Raw genomic sequence first — 16,109 nt, forward strand, 5'->3', positions numbered from 1 at the left:
CGTTGGTTGCTACAACGGTGTGTCTTTATCTATGGCTATCGCCGGCGAGCCGGCTCAGTTTCCTGCTTGAATCCCTTCGTTAAAAAACTTTTGAAAAAGTCTTACTGACTTCCTGCGCGTCGCACGTCTTGCTAGGTGAGAAGCATTCGCATAAACAAAAACGCTTAGCGCAGGGAACAATCGAAATGTCAGCACTTAACAAGGGGCGTATCACCGGTAGCCGGTTAGCCCTTTCCATTCACTTGGGCCTGTTCGCCGCAGCGGCGCCGGTGTATGCCGCGCAGCCTCAATCGGGCGCTACCCAACCTGCTGTGTTGACGTTCGATATTCCCGTGCAATCTCTCGGCAGTGCCGTGCTGGCCTTTGCCGACCAGGCTGGCTTGCAGGTGTTGTTTGACAGCCAGCGCCTGCAAGGTTTGAGCAGTACGGCGATCAAGGGCAGTTTCAGCGTGCAGGAAGGCCTGGGCCGTTTGCTCGGTGCCGCGCCGGTGGAGTATCGCTTTACCGGCGAGCGCCAGGTCACGCTCAACCGCGTCAGTGACGATCACGACGGCGCCATGACCGTGGGCACTACCACCATTACCGGTAACACCAATGGCCAGGCCGGCGATTGGGTGTACCAGACCCCAAAGTCCGTGGCAGTCATCAGCCGTGACATGATCGACAAGCGCCCACCCCGTCACGCGGCCGACATGCTGGAGGAAACTGCGGGGGTCTACACCGCCGTTGACCAACGCGACCCTGGTCTTTCCGTGAACATTCGCGGCGTTCAGGACTATGGCCGTGTGAACATGAACATCGACGGCATGCGCCAGAACTTCAACGTCAATGGGCACCAGCAGCGCAATGGCACCATGCTGATTGACCCGGAGTTCATTTCCAGCATCGAGATCGACAAGGGCAGCCAGTCGGGGCAGGGTGGGGCGGCCGTACTCGGCGGGATCGCCTCGTTCAAGACCCTGGAGGCCAGCGAGTTCCTCAAGGACGGTAAAGAGATCGGCGGACGTTTTCGCGCGGGCAGCGGTATCGGTGAGCTGGGCAACGGTACCTACTTCAATGGCAGTGGCGTGTTTGCCTTTGGTGATGAGCGCGGCGATGTGCTGCTCGGCTACAGCGAGCGCCATTTCGGCAACTACCGGGCCGGCACCCACAATGACCAGAACCTGGGCACCAATCTGCGGGCCAGGAAGTATGCCCCGGTCGCCTTCGACGACTGGTTGAACAGCGAAGTCGGTGATACCGGCAGCGTGACCCGGTCGCAGATCGTCAAGTTCGGCCTGAACCTGCCCAACGATCAGCGCGTGCAATTGAGCTACCTGGAAAGCGATACCGACAGCAATGATGCCTGGGGCTACATCAGTGATGATCTTCAGAGCAGCTATTACGTACGCACCGGCAAGAACAACCTCAACGCGAAAAACGCGGCGCTGGACTACAGCTACAGCCCGGATAACGCGCTGATCGATTTCAAGGCCAAGCTCTATTACGTCACCACCCAACTGGATCGCTCCAACGCCGGCAACCTTGCGTCCCTGAGTTCCGGCAACTATACGCCGGCATACACCGACCATTTCCAGACCGATACCTGGGGCCTGCAGGGCGAAAACACGGCGCGCTTCGACCTCGGCCGCGTGGGGCATCTGAGCTGGAACTATGGCCTGGAGATGTATCAGGACACCTTCAAGCCCAGTACCAACAAGATCGAGTCCACCAACACGATCAACTCCGGATCACTGCCCTACACCCCCAGTGCCGACCCGGAAGGCAAGCGCACCATCGCCAGTGTGTTCAACAACCTGCAATACGAATATGACGACTGGCTGACCGTGGATGCCGGGCTGCGTTACGACCGTTATCGGCTGGAGGGTGTCACCGGGATGACGCTGTGGAAGCGCGACCGGTTTTACACCAGTACGACGGGCGCGAAGCGTGTCGAGGACATTTTTGATATCGACCGTGAAGACGGACGGTTTTCGCCGACCTTCGGTATCGGCATCAAGCCTGGGGTCGACTGGCTGCAACTGTATACCCGCTGGGGCAAGGGCTGGCGCCCGCCGGCTGTCACGGAAACCTTTATGAGCGGCCGCCCCCACGGTGGGGGTTCGAATGAACGGGTATTCCCCAATCCTTACCTGAAGCCAGAGGAGTCTCGCGATTGGGAAGTGGGGATGAACGTGTTCAAGGAGTCGCTCTTTTTCAATGACGACCGACTGGGCATCAAGGTGGCGTACTTCGACACCAAGATTAAGAATTTCACCTTCCTCAATACCAGTGTGAGTTTGCCGGAGACGTCCGTTGGGGGGTTCAACGGGATCATGGCGTATACCAACAACCTCAATGACACGCGGTTCAGGGGCCTCGAGTACCAACTCAACTACGACATGGGGCGTGCGTATACCAACCTCAGTTACACGCACATGATCGGCAGCAACGAGTTCTGTTCGAAGAATTACTACCTGGGCGGGGCCAAGAAGGCCGGTCCCAGCACCACCGTTATCGAACGGTTTACCCGGCCTAACGGCACCATCGGTTTCCGCCCTGTGACCCGCTACGAATTGTTGGATGACGAGGCCGCCAATGCCAAGGAAAGCTGCGGCAAGATCATGGGCAACGCCACCTACACCCCCGCTGATCGCGCGTCGTTGACGTTGGGCGCGCGCTTTTTGGACAAGCGCCTGGATACCGGTGTGCGTGTTCGCTACAGCTCGGGTAACGGGGAAAACCTGGACAACCAGGGCTACAACCTGATCGACCAGGCCATGTGGCCCAAATACACCGTGTATGACGTCTACGCCAGTTACTGGATGACCGATCAATTGAACATCGCGTTGGCGTTGGAAAACGCCACGGACGAAGCGTATTTCGTCGCCATGGGCGATGCCAACAACCTCAGCCTGGCTCGCGGCCGGACCTTGAGCGGAATGCTCGAATACAAATTCTGATACCGGTGCCACGGCACCGTATCAACCACGGTTTTGCCCAGGGTTGGGTAAAAAGTGCGCAGCTGCGCATTGATCAATAGCGCTGTAATTATGAGGTTTAGTGATGACTATTTCTGTTAGCTACGAGTCGTACCTGGGCACTACTTCGCTGTCTGACTACCTGTCGGACTGGGCTCTTGGTTTTGCCACGGCAGGTCATGGCACTGGCGGCAACAACGGTGGTTTCAGCAACGGGACCTTCGCCGGTGACCAATACGCGTCCCATGGCGCCAACAACTCCGACTACGCGTTCATCGCCGACAGCGACACCAGCAACGGCCTGCACTACGTGTTCAATCCAACACTGCCGGCCAGCAGCAACTTGAACCACTACCTGTGGGGCGAACTGGATAACGTCGAGCTGGGCACCGGCCTGACCGGCGGCAGTGGCAGCGACTTCGACCTGAGTGCCTACAAAGTCGCCTTCAATGGCCTCGACCTGTCCGCCGCCGAAGGTGCAGGCCGCGTCGGCAACGATGTGCAGAGCGTGATCTACGGCCTGATCCAGGGCAACACCAGTGCACTGGAATCGGCACTCAACGAGCTGCTGGGCGCTATCGACCCGAGCCTGTCGACGGCCAACACCTTCGACGAGATCTCCGCCGGCCTCGCGGCCCACGCGGCGTCCTCGACCACCACCGACGTTGCACTGGTGGGCGTGCAGGACGTGGCCCAGGACTGGGCACTCGCGGCCTAAATCCGCTGCATGAAAAAAGCGAATGGAAGATCGCTCTCCCATTCGCCGCATGACACACCGCCGTTGCCCAAGCCTTCTAACTCTTCAGGCGACGGCGGTGCCGAATTCTGCGCAGCGTCGCATGGCCTGTCAACGCGACGACGCTGCCCGCTCAACCCTTTGAGAATCCCCAGATGCGCCACGCCGGCAACGAAACCCTGGCCGCCCTCAAGGCCTATAAAAGTGGCTTCTTCAACATCGGCCTGTTCTCGGCGGTGATCAACCTGCTGATGCTCGCCCCGGCGCTGTACATGCTGCAGGTGTACGACCGGGTGCTGGCCTCGGGCAATCAGATGACCCTGTTGATGCTGACGCTGATGATCCTCGGCCTGTTCGTCCTGATGGGCGCGTTGGAGTGGGTGCGCAGCCAGGTGGTGATTCGCCTCGGCACGCAGATGGACATGCGTTTGAACCAGCGGGTGTACGACGCGGCGTTCGAAGCGCAACTCAAGGGCGGCACCCAGGCGGCCGGCCAGGCGCTGCATGACCTGACCACGCTGCGCCAGTTCGCCACCGGCCAGGCGTTGTTCGCGTTTTTCGATGCGCCGTGGTTTCCGGTGTACCTGTTGGTGATTTTCCTGTTTCACCCCTGGCTCGGCCTGCTGGCACTGGTCGGCGCGCTGCTGTTGATGACGCTGGCGTGGGTCAACCACCACGTCAGTCAGGCGCCGATGGCCCTGGCCAGCCAACTGTCCATCAGCGCCAGCCAGCAGGCCACGGCCAACCTGCGTAATGCCGACACCATCGAAGCCATGGGCATGCTCGGCACGTTGCGCGCACGCTGGTTCGGCCAGCATCAAGCGTTTTTGGCCCAGCAAAACCTGGCCAGTGAAAAGACCGCGGCCGTCAGCGCCTGGTCCAAGGGCGTGCGCCTCGCGTTGCAATCCCTGGTGCTGGGCGTGGGCGCGTTGCTGGCGGTGCAGGGCGATATTACGCCGGGGATGATGATTGCCGGCTCGATCCTGATGGGCCGGGTGTTGACCCCCATCGACCAACTGATCGGCGTGTGGAAGCAATGGGGCTCGGCGCGGCTGGCGTACGAACGCTTGTCGCAGATGCTGGAGGCCAACCCGGCGCGACCAGTCCCTATGAGCCTGCCGGTGCCTAAAGGCCAACTGAGCGTCGAGCACATCAGCGCTTGTGCCCCCGGCAGCCGTCGGCCGGCGCTGGCCAACCTCGGTTTTAACCTGGCGGCAGGCGACGTGCTGGGCGTGATCGGGCCGTCGGGCTGCGGCAAATCCACCCTGGCGCGAATACTGGTGGGCGCCTGGGCGCCCCTGGCCGGCAAGGTGCGGCTGGACGGTGCCGACCTGGCCCTGTGGGACAAGCAGCAGTTAGGTCCGCACATCGGTTACCTGCCGCAAGACATTCAATTGTTCGCCGGCAGCATTGCGGAAAACATCGCACGCTTTGCCGAGGTCGACGCGGATAAAGTCCTCGCTGCTGCGCAAATGGCTGGCGTGCATGAATTGATCCTGCAACTGCCCCAAGGCTACGACACGCAATTGGGGGAGGGCGGCGCCGGCTTGTCCGGCGGCCAGAAGCAACGCGTTGCGCTGGCCCGTGCGCTGTACGGCCTGCCTGCTTTGATCGTGCTGGATGAACCCAACGCCAACCTCGACGAGGTGGGCGAGCACGCCCTGCTCCAAGCCATCGGCCAGCTCAAGCAACAGCGCCGTACCGTGATCCTGATCACCCACAAACCCAACTTGCTGAGCCTGACTGACCAGTTGCTGATCCTCAAGGACGGTCAATTACAGGCGTTCGGCCCTACGGCGCGTGTGTTGGACGCACGGCAGAAGCCCGCTGCGAGCAAGCCGGTGTCGACCCTGAGCATGAGTTACCGCCTCGGTGAAGGAAAACAGGCATGAGCCAGAGCAAACCTGTGTTGGTCAGCGAGGCGCCGAACAACGTGCTGGCGCTGGATGACAAAAAATATTCGCGCATTGGCTGGCTGTTGGTGCTCGGTGGCTTTGCCGGTTTCCTCGGTTGGGCGGCGTTGGCGCCGTTGGACAAGGGCGTGGCGGTGTCGGGCAAGGTCATGGTCTCGGGCCATCGCAAAACCGTGCAACACCCGGCTGGAGGTATCGTCGAGCGTATCGACGTGCGCGACGGTGAGGTGGTCAGCGCCGGCCAGGTGCTGCTGCGCTTGAAGGAAACCCCATTGCGCGGGCAGATGCAGTCCCTGCGCAGCCAGTACGTGGCGTCCCTGGCCAGCGAAGCGCGCTTGAGTGCCGAAAGTGAAGGGTTGTCGGCAATCACTTTTGCTCCCGAACTGCTCGACGATCCTGAAGCAGCGGCCACCCTGAACCTGCAACGGCAGCTGTTCAATAGCCGTGCCCAGGCCCTGGCTACCGAGCAACAAGGCCTGCGCGAAACCATCGCCGGCGCCGAGGCGCAGTTGCGCGGTACGCGGGATTCGCAAGCCAGCAAAGTCCAGCAACGTGCGGCGTTGAGTGAGCAACTGCAAGGCCTGCGCGCGTTGGCGCGTGACGGTTACATCCCACGCAACCGCCTGCTCGACAGCGAGCGCCTGTACTCGCAGGTCGATGGCGCCATCGCCGAGGACTATGGCCGTATCGGTCAGTTGCAGCGCCAGGTGCTCGAACTGCGGCTACGCATCCGTCAGCTCGGCGAAGACTTCCAGAAAGACCTGCGCGGCCAGTTGGCCGAGACCCGTACCCGCAGCGACGACCTGCGCAATCGACTGGCCTCGGCCGAGTTCGAATTGGCCAACAGCCTGGTGCGCGCCCCGGCGTCCGGTGTGGTGGTGGGGCTGGATGTGTACACCGAAGGCGGCGTAATCAAGCCCGGCCAGGCGTTGATGGACATCGTGCCCCAGGGCGAGCCCTTGCTGGTGGAGGCGCGCGTGCCGGTGCAGATGGTCGACAAGGTGCATCCGGGCTTGCCGGTGGAGTTGCTGTTCTCGGCCTTCAACCAGGCCACCACGCCACGGGTGGCCGGCGAGGTCACACTGGTCTCGGCCGATCGCCAGGTCGATGAACGCACCGACGAGCCTTACTACACGCTGCGCGCCCAGGTCAGCGCGGCCGGTATGCAACAACTGGATGGCGTGCAGATACGTCCCGGCATGCCGGTGGAAATCTTCATCAAGACCGGTGAGCGCTCGATGCTCAACTACCTGTTCAAACCCCTGCTGGATCGCACCCATATGGCCCTGGTGGAAGAATGAAGGCGCTGTTGTTTACCCTGTTTTTAGGTTGTACCTCGGCGGCGCACGCCTTGGGGTTGCTGGATGCCTACGACTTGGCCCTGCGCAATGATCCGACTTTTCAGGCCGCTATCCAGGAGCGTGAAGCCGGTGAAGAACATCGCGTGATCGGGCGTGCGGCGTTGTTGCCGAACCTGTCATGGAGCTATAACAACTCGCGCAACGCGTCTGAAGTGACGGCGGGTGAGGTCACCAGCGACCGTGACTACCGCAGCTATGCTTCGACCCTGACCTTGCAGCAACCGTTGTTGGATTACGAAGCCTATGCGCGGTTTCGCCAGGGCACCGCCCAGGCGTTGATGGCCGACGAGCGCTTTCGCGGCAAGAGCCAGGAACTGGCGGTGCGGGTGCTCAATGCCTACAGCCAGGCCTTGCTGGCGCAAGAACGTATCGAGCTGAGCCGTGCGCAGAAACGCGCGTATGCCGAGCGCCTGCAACTCAATGATCGCCTGCTCAAGGGCGGTGAGGGGACGCGTACCGATGTGCTGGAAACCCAGGCGCGCCTGAGCTTGGCCCAGGCAGAAGAAATCGAATCCCTGGATGCCCAGGACAGTGCCCTGCGCGAGTTGGAAGCCATCGTCGGCCAGCCGCTGCAGATCGAAGAATTGGCACCATTGACGCGCCAATTCGACATCCCGCCCCTGCAGCCCAACCGTTTCGAGACCTGGCGCGACATGGCCATGGCCAATAACCCGGAGCTTAAATCCCAGCACCACGCCCTGGACGTAGCGTCCTATGAAGTGGAGCGCAAACGTGCAGGCCACCTGCCCAAGGTCAGCCTGTACGCCACCAGTCGCCAGACCCGTTCTGACTCGGAAAGCAGCTACAACCAACAGTACGACACCAACAGTGTCGGCATTCAGGTCAGCCTGCCACTGTTTGCCGGCGGCGGGGTGTCGGCCTCCACCCGCCAGGCGGCGAACCAGCTGTCCCAGGCCCAGTACGAGTTGGACGCGCAAACCTCGGCCACGCTGGTGGAGTTGCGCAAGCAGTTCAACCTCAATACCAGCGGCGCCGCCAAAGTGCGCGCCTATGAAATGGCCGTCAGCTCGGCCACTGCCTTGGTGGCCGCGACCCAGAAAAGCGTCACCGGCGGTGAGCGCGTCAACCTCGACGTGCTCGACGCCGAACAACAACTCTTCACCGCCCGCCGCGACCTGGCGAATGCGCGGCATGCGTATCTGCTGGCGAGGATTCAACTGAAGTATTACGCGGGGTTGCTGAGCGAGCAGGACTTGCGGGCCTTGGCGGGGTATTTCCAGCCCTCGGCATGAGTGGTTACAACCCGGCATTCGCCGGGTTTTTTGTGCTTACTAGTCTGTGAAACAGCTTCGGGAAAAGGGAGCCGGTTGTCGGGTGACAGGGGAAAATTGTTACTTGGCGGAAAATAACCTAACGGATGGGTTACGATGAGAGTAGGCGCTTACAAGGGATATGTGATTTCGGTGTTTATCAGGGATGAGCATTGCCCGCCCCATGTGCATGTCAGGGGGAAGGAATGGGATGCGCGTTTTCGTTTCAGTTTTCTGGATGGAGACGTGGAATTGTGGGACGTAGAGCCAGAGCGGCGGCAGCCACCCATGGCGGTTTTGAAAGAAATACGCGGGGCGATCATGCAGCGGCATTACCTGGCGCGGGCACGCAGGATCTGGTGGGAATACCTGCAAACGGTCTGCCTGGAGAATCATTCTTGGGATTGGGAGGCCGGTGAATTGGTGCCAGGGTTAGTTATTCGACATGGAGTCCATGTCATCGCAAGCGCCCGGCACGATGTCGTTGCGCAACGGACAATTCTGAATCTGGTAAGAGCACCAGACTGTGTGGGGATTGATTTATGAAAATCGTAAAAGCCAAGGTTGTACCCTACAAACCGCTCACTGAGGCCGACGTCGAAAAGGCGATAGCCCGAGGGCGCAAGACACGGCACCTTTATGCCCGGGCCAGCTCTGTGCGTTATGAAGACAACTGCATTTCCATCGGTTTCAGCGACGGCAGTCGCGTTGTACTGCCGGTGGCTGGCCTGCCCGAGTTCGCGGGGTTTTCCTTGGAGGACTTTGAGCAACTGGAAGTCGGCTTTGGCGGCAAGGCGCTGTGCTGTGAGGCCCGGGACTTGGATGTTTCGGTCACGGGCCTGATCGCCACCAGCAAACCGCTCATGGACCTAGCCACCAGTTTGGTTGCGTCGCGCAACGGTCGCAAAAGCAGCGCCGCCAAATCCGCCGCCGCCCGAGCCAATGGCAAGAAGGGCGGGCGGCCACGCAAGAAGGAACCTGAGGACGTTGAACTACCGCCGAGTCAGTAACACCCCGGATTCCATATGGTGCGTCCACGGGAACTGGTCAAACATTGCGCACTTCGTAATCCGGTGCGTGTCATGCAATTGCGCGATGTTCGCCGCCAACGTCTCCGGGTTGCAGGAGATGTACAGGATGTTGTCGAAGCGCCGGGTCAGTTCGCAGGTGTCCGGGTCCATGCCGGCGCGCGGCGGGTCGACGAACACGCTGCCGAACTCATAGCGCTTCAAGTCGATACCGTGCAGGCGGCGGAACGGGCGCACTTCATTCAGCGCTTCGGTGAGTTCTTCGGCGGAGAGGCGCACCAGGGTGACGTTACCCACCGCGTTTTCATCGAGGTTGCTCAAGGCCGCATTCACCGAGGTCTTGCTGATCTCGGTCGCCAGCACCTTGCGTACACGTGTTGCCAGGGGCAGGGTGAAGTTGCCGTTGCCGCAATACAGCTCGAGCAAATCGTCCGGGCGATCGCCCAGGGCGTCATAGGCCCAGTTGAGCATCTTCTGGTTCACCGTGCCGTTGGGCTGGGTGAAGGCGCCTTCGGGTTGGCGATAGCTGAACGTGCGGCCACCGACCTCGAGTTTTTCCACCACATAGTCGTGGCCGATTACATCGCGCTTGCCCTTGGAGCGACCGATGATGCTGACGTTCAAGTCGGTGGCGAGCTTATTCGCGGCGGTGTGCCAATGTTCGTCCAGTGGGCGGTGATAGCACAGGGTGATCATCGCATCGCCGGCCAGGGTGGTCAGGAACTCCACCTGGAACAGCTTGTGGCTCAGGGCGGCGCTGGCTTGCCAGGCGGCCTTGAGCTGCGGCATCAATTGGTTGATGCGTTGGCTGGCGATGGGGAACTCTTCGATCAGGATCGGCGTGCGCTTGTCGTCCTGGGAAAACATCGCGTAGTGGCGCTCACCGCCTTCGCGCCACAGGCGGAACTCGGCGCGCAGGCGGAAGTTCTGCAGCGGCGAGTCGAAGACCTGTGGCTCTGGCGCGTCAAACGGTGCCAGCAGGTCACGCAAGCGCGTGACCTTGTCTTGCAGTTGAGCGGTGTAGCGTGCGGCGTCAAAAGTCATGCGTTGAACCAGCCCAGCTTGATTACAAACAGAATCGACAGAATCACCAATGCCGGGTTCAGCTCACGGTAGCGGCCCGAAAGCAGCTTGATGGCGGTCCAGGCGATGAAACCGAAGGCGATGCCGTTGGCGATGGAGTAAGTGAAAGGCATCGCCAGGGCGGTCACCACCACCGGCGCTGCAACCGTGATGTCGTCCCAGTCGATCTCGGCCAGGCCCTGGGTCATCAACACAGCCACGAACAGCAGTGCCGGCGCGGTGGCGTAGGCCGGCACGCTGGCGGCCAGTGGCGAGAAGAACAACGCCAGCAGGAACAGGATCGCGACCACGATGGCGGTCAGGCCGGTACGGCCACCGGCGCTCACGCCCGCAGCGGACTCGATGTAGCTGGTGGTGGTCGAAGTGCCCAGCAGGGAGCCCGCCATGGCGGCGGTACTGTCGGCGATCAGCGCACGGCCCATTTTCGGCATGTGACCGTCCTTGCCCATCAGGCCGGCGCGCTTGGCCACGCCTATCAAGGTGCCGGAGTTATCGAACAGGTCCACGAACAGGAAGGCGAAGATCACGCTGACCAGGCCGATATCCAGGGCGCCCTTGATATCCAGCTGCAGGAAGGTCGGGGCCAGGGACGGTGGTGCCGAGGTGATACCGATGAACGGGGTGAAGCCCAATACGATCGAGGCGATGGTCACCGCCAGGATGCCGATCAGCACCGCGCCGCGTACGGCCAAGGCTTCCAGCGCGACGATCAGCACGAAACCCAGGGTGGCCAGGATGGGCGCCGGTTGTTTCAGGTCGCCCAGGCCCACCATGGTGGCAGGGTTGCTCACCACGATCCCGGCGTTATGCAGGGCGATCAGCGCCAGGAACAGGCCGATACCGGCGGCAATCGCCGAGCGCAGGGGCAGGGGGATGGCGTTGATGATCCACTCACGAATGCGAAAGATCGACAGCAGGAAGAACAGCACCGCCGAGATAAACACCGCCCCCAGCGCAACCTGCCAGGTGTGGCCCATGTGCAGGACCACGGTGTAGGTAAAAAAGGCGTTGAGGCCCATGCCCGGCGCAAGGGCGATCGGGTAGTTGGCGATCAGGCCCATCACGGTCGAACCGATGGCGGCGGCCAGGCAGGTGGCGACGAAGACCGCGCCTTTGTCCATGCCGGTCTCGCCGAGGATGCTCGGGTTCACGAACAGGATGTAGGCCATGGCCAGGAATGTCGTGATGCCCGCGAGGATCTCGGTGCGCACGTTGGTGTTGTGTGCCTTGAGTTGAAACAGCTTTTCCAGCATGCCTGCTCCCAGTGACGCTCTGTGGCGTCGTGATTTGTTGACCTCTAAGTCAAAGCACAAACTGCGCCAAGCGCCTGTGGTTTCAGAGAGGATCGGAAAAAGCGGCGCATCATACCAGCAGCCGAGGCCTTGAGGCATACTGCGCCGACGTTTAAACGAAGGTCATCCGCCGCATGAAAAACGCCAGCCCGTGGAGTCTAGCCCTGATCCCCTGTATCAGCCTGTTGCTCGGCGCAGCACCGGCGTGGGGCGCGACTGCACCGCCGTTGAGCGAAGTGCGTGTGTTCAAGGTCGAGTCGGCGAAGTGCAGCGAGACCATTCCGGAACGTGTAAGCACTACCCAAATGTGTGAACACCGCGGGCCCACCAGGGTTTCTGTGATGGAAGTCGGCCTGGGCAATAACCCGGTTGGCCTCTTTAATGGCGCGGTGTTGAACGGCCAGCGCACGCCGGTATGCCAGGTCGGCAACATCAGCGAGGCCTGCAGCGGGGCCGGCACGTTGATGGGCTACATCTATGTGTTTGACCTGAATGTCCAAGCCCAGGGCTGGTTCGAATACAGCAACGCCTCGATCAACCCCCCGCGAAACACCCTGAAAACCCTGCTCAATATCCGCTGATCAATCTTCTTGAACGCTCAAAACCATGGGAAGTCGTACCCCTGAGACGGCGACTTTTCTAACGCCGCGGATGTACACCAACCCGTGAGGTGTTTATGAGCGCGACCCCCAATGGCGCGGCGGCCCAGCCGTTCGTCAGCCACCCGATACGCCTGCGCCTCAACGGCCAGGACCGCCAGTTGGACGTGTTGCCCTGGACCACGCTGTTGGACCTGCTGCGCGAGCAACTGGACCTGGTCGGCAGCAAAAAAGGCTGCGACCACGGCCAATGCGGCGCCTGCACCGTCTTGCGCGACGGAAAACGCGTCAACGCCTGCCTGACCCTCGCCGTCATGTGCGACGGCGCCGAATTGACCACCATCGAAGGCCTGGCCGAGGGCGACGTGCTCCACCCGATGCAGCAAGCCTTTATCAAGCACGACGCCTTCCAGTGCGGTTACTGCACCCCCGGCCAGATCTGTTCCGCCGTCGGCCTGGTCAATGAAGGCCGTGCCCACGATACCGCGCAGATCCAAGAGCTGATGAGCGGCAACCTGTGCCGCTGTGGTGCCTACAGCAATATCCGCGATGCCATCGTGGACGTCGTGGGAGGTGAGCAATGAACCCCTTCCATTACAGCAAACCGGCGGATGTACAGGAGGCGGTCCACCTCAGCAGCGCGGCATCGCGCTTTATTGCCGGTGGCACCAACCTGCTGGACTTGATGAAGGAAAACATCAGCCGCCCCGAGCACCTCATCGACATCACCGGCCTGCCGTTGCATGACATTCAGCAAACGGCCGAAGGCGGACTGCTGATCGGCGCCCTGGTGAGCAACGCCGACCTGGCCTGGCACCCGCTGATCGAACAGCGTTATCCATTGCTGTCGCAAGCCATCCTCGCGGGCGCCTCGCCGCAACTGCGCAACATGGCCAGTACCGGCGGCAACCTGTTGCAGCGCACCCGTTGCTACTACTTCTATGACGCCACCGTGCCCTGCAACAAACGTGAACCCGGCAGCGGTTGCCCGGCGCGAACCGGCTTGAATCGCATCCATGCGATCCTCGGCGCCAGTGAAGAGTGTGTCGCGACCCATCCGTCCGACATGTGCGTCGCGCTGGCTGCGCTGGAAGCGCGGGTGCATGTGGAAGGGCGTGGTGGTGCGCGGATCATCGAGTTTGCCGATTTCCATCGCCTGCCCGGTGACGCGCCGCAACGGGACAACCAATTGGCTGACGATGAGCTGATCACCGCGATCGAGCTGCCTGCCGATAACCTGGCGAGCCACAGTCACTACCTGAAAATCCGCGACCGCGCGTCTTATGCCTTCGCCCTGGTGTCCGTTGCCGCAGCGCTTGAACTGGACGGCGACCTCATCGTTGATGCACGCCTGGCCCTCGGCGGCGTGGCCCACAAACCCTGGCGTGACCGCGCGGTGGAAGCCGGGCTGATCGGCCAGGTCGTCAGCCGCGAAACCTTTAGCCACGCCGCCGATGCCCTGCTGCAAGACGCCGAGCCGCTGGCGCACAACGGCTTCAAGATCAAGCTGGCGCGCCGGGCGATCATTCGCGCCCTGAGCGACGCTGCTGTCGCAGGAGAACAGCCATGACCGCTATCGGCAAACCCTTGGACCGGGTGGACGGTCTGCTCAAAGTCACCGGCCAGGCACGTTACGCCGGGGAGTTTCCCGAGCGTGGCCTGCTGCACGGCAGCGTGGTGTCCAGCACCGTCGCCAAGGGCCGTGTGCTGCGCATCGATGCTTCCAGGGCGCTGGCCCTGCCGGGCGTGGTGGAGGTTATCCATCACCTCAACCGGCCGAGAATCGCCAGCTACGACGACGCTTTCCAGGACGACGACGCCGCCGATGGCTCGCCGTTCCGCCCGCTGTACAACGACCGCGTGCTGTACAGCGGCCAGCCCCTGGCCTTGGTGATCGCCGATAACCTGGAGCTGGCGCGGCATGCCGGTTCCCTGGTGGACATCGAGTACGAAACCGAAGCCTTCGAAACCGACCTGCTCGCCTTGCAGGAACAGGCCCATGCTTCGCCGCAAACCCCGCCCGCGCCGCGTGGCAACTTCCAGGCCGAGTGGACCGGCGCCGCCGTCAGCCTGGATCTGCACTACAGCACGCCCATCGAACACCACAACCCGATGGAACCCCACGCCAGCACCGTGCTGTATCAACCCGATGGCACCTTGCATATCCATGACAAGACCCAGGGCCCACAGAATTGCCAGGCCTATGTGCAAAAAGTCTTTGGCCTGGATAAAAGCCAGGTGCGCATCTTCGCCGCATTCGTCGGCGGCGCTTTTGGCTCCGGCTTGCGCCCGCAGTACCAGTTGCCGTTGGCCGTGATGGCCTCGCTGGCGCTCAAGCGCTCGGTGCGCGTCACCCTGACCCGCCAACAGATGTTCACTTTCGGCTACCGCCCGCGCACCTTGCAGCGCTTGCAAATGGGCGCCGCCGCCAACGGACGCCTGTTGGCACTGGGACACACCGCTATCGGCCAGACCTCGCGCTTCGAGGATTTCAGCGAACATGTGGTGGAGTGGAGCGGCATGCTCTACCACTGCGATAACGTGCAACTGACCTACAAACTGGTGCCTCTGGATGTGTTCACGCCCTTGGACATGCGCGCTCCCGGTGCCGCCCTTGGCGTGATCGGCCTGGAGTGCGCCATGGACGAAGTGGCCTGCGCGCTGGGGATCGACCCGGTGCAACTGCGGCTGATCAACTACGCCGAGCGCAACCAGAACGAAGACAAACCCTGGTCGAGCAAGGCCCTGCGCGAATGCTACAGCGAAGGTGCCGAGCGTTTCGGCTGGAGCCAGCGCAACCCGGAACCGCGCAGTATGCGCGACGGGCGCCAGCTGATCGGCTGGGGCATGGCCGGCGGGGTATGGGAGGCCATGCAGATGAAAGCCAGCGCCAAGGCGCGTATCGACGCGCAGGGCAAGCTGACGGTCAGCAGCGCCACCACCGATATCGGCACCGGCACTTACACGGTGATGACCCAGATCGCGGCCCAGGCCAGTGGTGTGGCGGTCGAGGACGTAGTGTTTATGCTGGGCGATTCGTCATTGCCCACCGCGCCGCTGCAGGGCGGATCGTTTACCGTGTCCTCTGTGGGGACCGCCGTACAGCAAGCCTGCGAGGCGCTGAATGCCAAGTTGCTGGACATTGCCCGCCAGACTTACCCGGTCTTCAAGGACGCCGAATCCGTACGCTTCGAAGACGGCCAGTTGCATACGGGCGACGTGAGCGTGTCGCTGGCGCAGTTGGTCAAGGACAGTGGCGAAGACGCGCTGGACGTTCAGGTCGACAGCGAGCCCGACAAAAAACGCGAAGGCTACAGCACCGCCACCCATTCGGCGGTATTTGTCGAGGTGCAGGTGGATGAAGACCTGGGCACCATCAAGGTCCGTCGGGTGGTCAGCGCGATTGCCGCCGGGCGTGTGGTCAACCCGAAGATGGCGCGCAGCCAGATCCTTGGCGGTGTGGTGTGGGGTATCGGCATGGCCCTGCACGAAGAAACCCAGATCGACCATCAACTGGGGCGCTACATGAACCACAGCCTGGCTGAGTACCACCTCCCGGTAAACGCGGATATTGGCGAGATCGACGTGGTGTTTGTCGAGGAGCATGACGAGATCGTCAACGCCCTGGGGTCCAAGGGGGTTGGTGAAATCGGTATTGTCGGCGTGGCAGCGGCGGTGGCGAATGCGATTTATCACGCCACCGGCAAACGGGTTCGGGAGTTTCCCATCACCCTGGATAAGGTGCTCTGACATGCTCTGGCAAGCACTGATTATCTAAAGGTGGGAGGTGGCTTGCCCCCGATGGGGGGTGTCAGTCAACGATGCTGTGACTGACATGGCGCTATCGGGGGCAAGCCCCCTCCCAC

Annotated in this window: 13 protein-coding genes; 11 read left to right on the forward strand and 2 right to left on the reverse strand. The window is 61.8% G+C overall.

Annotated features, from left to right (window positions below; genetic code table 11):
* Positions 1-185: 185 nt before the first annotated feature.
* The 7 genes from AO064_RS08850 to AO064_RS08880 all read left to right on the forward strand — a co-directional run bounded on the left by AO064_RS08850 (position 186) and on the right by AO064_RS08880 (position 9,251).
* Complete coding sequence (locus AO064_RS08850) at positions 186-2,942, forward strand: TonB-dependent receptor (RefSeq protein WP_064053072.1); 2,757 nt, start codon at positions 186-188, stop codon at positions 2,940-2,942.
* Positions 2,943-3,045: 103 nt separating this feature from the next.
* Positions 3,046-3,678 carry a heme acquisition protein HasA gene (locus AO064_RS08855; RefSeq protein ID WP_015886008.1) on the forward strand — a complete coding sequence of 211 codons (633 nt, stop codon included), beginning with the start codon at positions 3,046-3,048 and terminating at the stop codon, positions 3,676-3,678.
* A 173-nt stretch (positions 3,679-3,851) separates the two neighbouring features.
* Positions 3,852-5,588 carry a type I secretion system permease/ATPase gene (locus AO064_RS08860; protein ID WP_064053073.1) on the forward strand — a complete coding sequence of 579 codons (1,737 nt, stop codon included), beginning with the start codon at positions 3,852-3,854 and terminating at the stop codon, positions 5,586-5,588.
* Positions 5,585-6,910, forward strand: coding sequence for an HlyD family type I secretion periplasmic adaptor subunit (locus tag AO064_RS08865; protein WP_064053074.1), 1,326 nt, complete (start codon positions 5,585-5,587; stop codon positions 6,908-6,910). Before AO064_RS08860 ends, AO064_RS08865 begins: the two co-directional genes overlap by 4 nt.
* Complete coding sequence (locus AO064_RS08870; protein WP_064053075.1) at positions 6,907-8,223, forward strand: TolC family outer membrane protein; 1,317 nt, start codon at positions 6,907-6,909, stop codon at positions 8,221-8,223. The genes AO064_RS08865 and AO064_RS08870 overlap by 4 nt, the downstream gene beginning before the upstream one ends.
* Positions 8,224-8,358: 135 nt before the next feature.
* A complete protein-coding gene (locus tag AO064_RS08875) occupies positions 8,359-8,787 on the forward strand; it encodes a DUF4160 domain-containing protein (protein WP_015886004.1) in 429 nt (142 codons plus the stop codon).
* The gene (locus AO064_RS08880; protein WP_064053076.1) at positions 8,784-9,251 is read left to right on the forward strand and encodes a DUF2442 domain-containing protein; all 468 of its coding nucleotides are present in this window, start codon (positions 8,784-8,786) and stop codon (positions 9,249-9,251) included. Before AO064_RS08875 ends, AO064_RS08880 begins: the two co-directional genes overlap by 4 nt.
* Here AO064_RS08880 and trmA read toward each other — a convergent pair.
* Both trmA and AO064_RS08890 read right to left on the reverse strand, forming a co-directional pair.
* Complete coding sequence (trmA, locus tag AO064_RS08885) at positions 9,234-10,313, reverse strand: tRNA (uridine(54)-C5)-methyltransferase TrmA (RefSeq protein ID WP_064053077.1); 1,080 nt, start codon at positions 10,311-10,313, stop codon at positions 9,234-9,236. The two genes, AO064_RS08880 and trmA, sit on opposite strands and share 18 nt — an antisense overlap.
* Positions 10,310-11,605 (reverse strand): NCS2 family permease, encoded by a 1,296-nt coding sequence (locus tag AO064_RS08890; protein WP_015886001.1) that lies wholly within the window; start codon positions 11,603-11,605, stop codon positions 10,310-10,312. Before AO064_RS08890 ends, trmA begins: the two co-directional genes overlap by 4 nt.
* Positions 11,606-11,778: 173 nt before the next feature.
* Here AO064_RS08890 and AO064_RS08895 point away from each other — a divergent pair, with 173 nt between their 5' ends.
* The 4 genes from AO064_RS08895 to AO064_RS08910 all read left to right on the forward strand — a co-directional run bounded on the left by AO064_RS08895 (position 11,779) and on the right by AO064_RS08910 (position 15,993).
* Positions 11,779-12,225 (forward strand): DUF4879 domain-containing protein, encoded by a 447-nt coding sequence (locus AO064_RS08895; protein ID WP_064053078.1) that lies wholly within the window; start codon positions 11,779-11,781, stop codon positions 12,223-12,225.
* A 95-nt stretch (positions 12,226-12,320) separates the two neighbouring features.
* The gene (locus AO064_RS08900; RefSeq protein ID WP_064053079.1) at positions 12,321-12,827 is read left to right on the forward strand and encodes a (2Fe-2S)-binding protein; all 507 of its coding nucleotides are present in this window, start codon (positions 12,321-12,323) and stop codon (positions 12,825-12,827) included.
* On the forward strand, positions 12,824-13,813 hold the full coding sequence (locus AO064_RS08905; RefSeq protein ID WP_015885998.1) for an FAD binding domain-containing protein: 990 nt from the start codon (positions 12,824-12,826) through the stop codon (positions 13,811-13,813). The genes AO064_RS08900 and AO064_RS08905 overlap by 4 nt, the downstream gene beginning before the upstream one ends.
* Positions 13,810-15,993, forward strand: a complete 2,184-nt coding sequence (locus tag AO064_RS08910; RefSeq protein ID WP_064053080.1) for a xanthine dehydrogenase family protein molybdopterin-binding subunit — start codon at positions 13,810-13,812, stop codon at positions 15,991-15,993. The genes AO064_RS08905 and AO064_RS08910 overlap by 4 nt, the downstream gene beginning before the upstream one ends.
* The last annotated feature ends 116 nt before the right edge of the window (positions 15,994-16,109 follow it).

Origin of the sequence: Pseudomonas marginalis, from assembly GCF_001645105.1 — a bacterium.
In the GTDB taxonomy this organism is placed as follows: domain Bacteria; phylum Pseudomonadota; class Gammaproteobacteria; order Pseudomonadales; family Pseudomonadaceae; genus Aquipseudomonas; species Aquipseudomonas petroselini.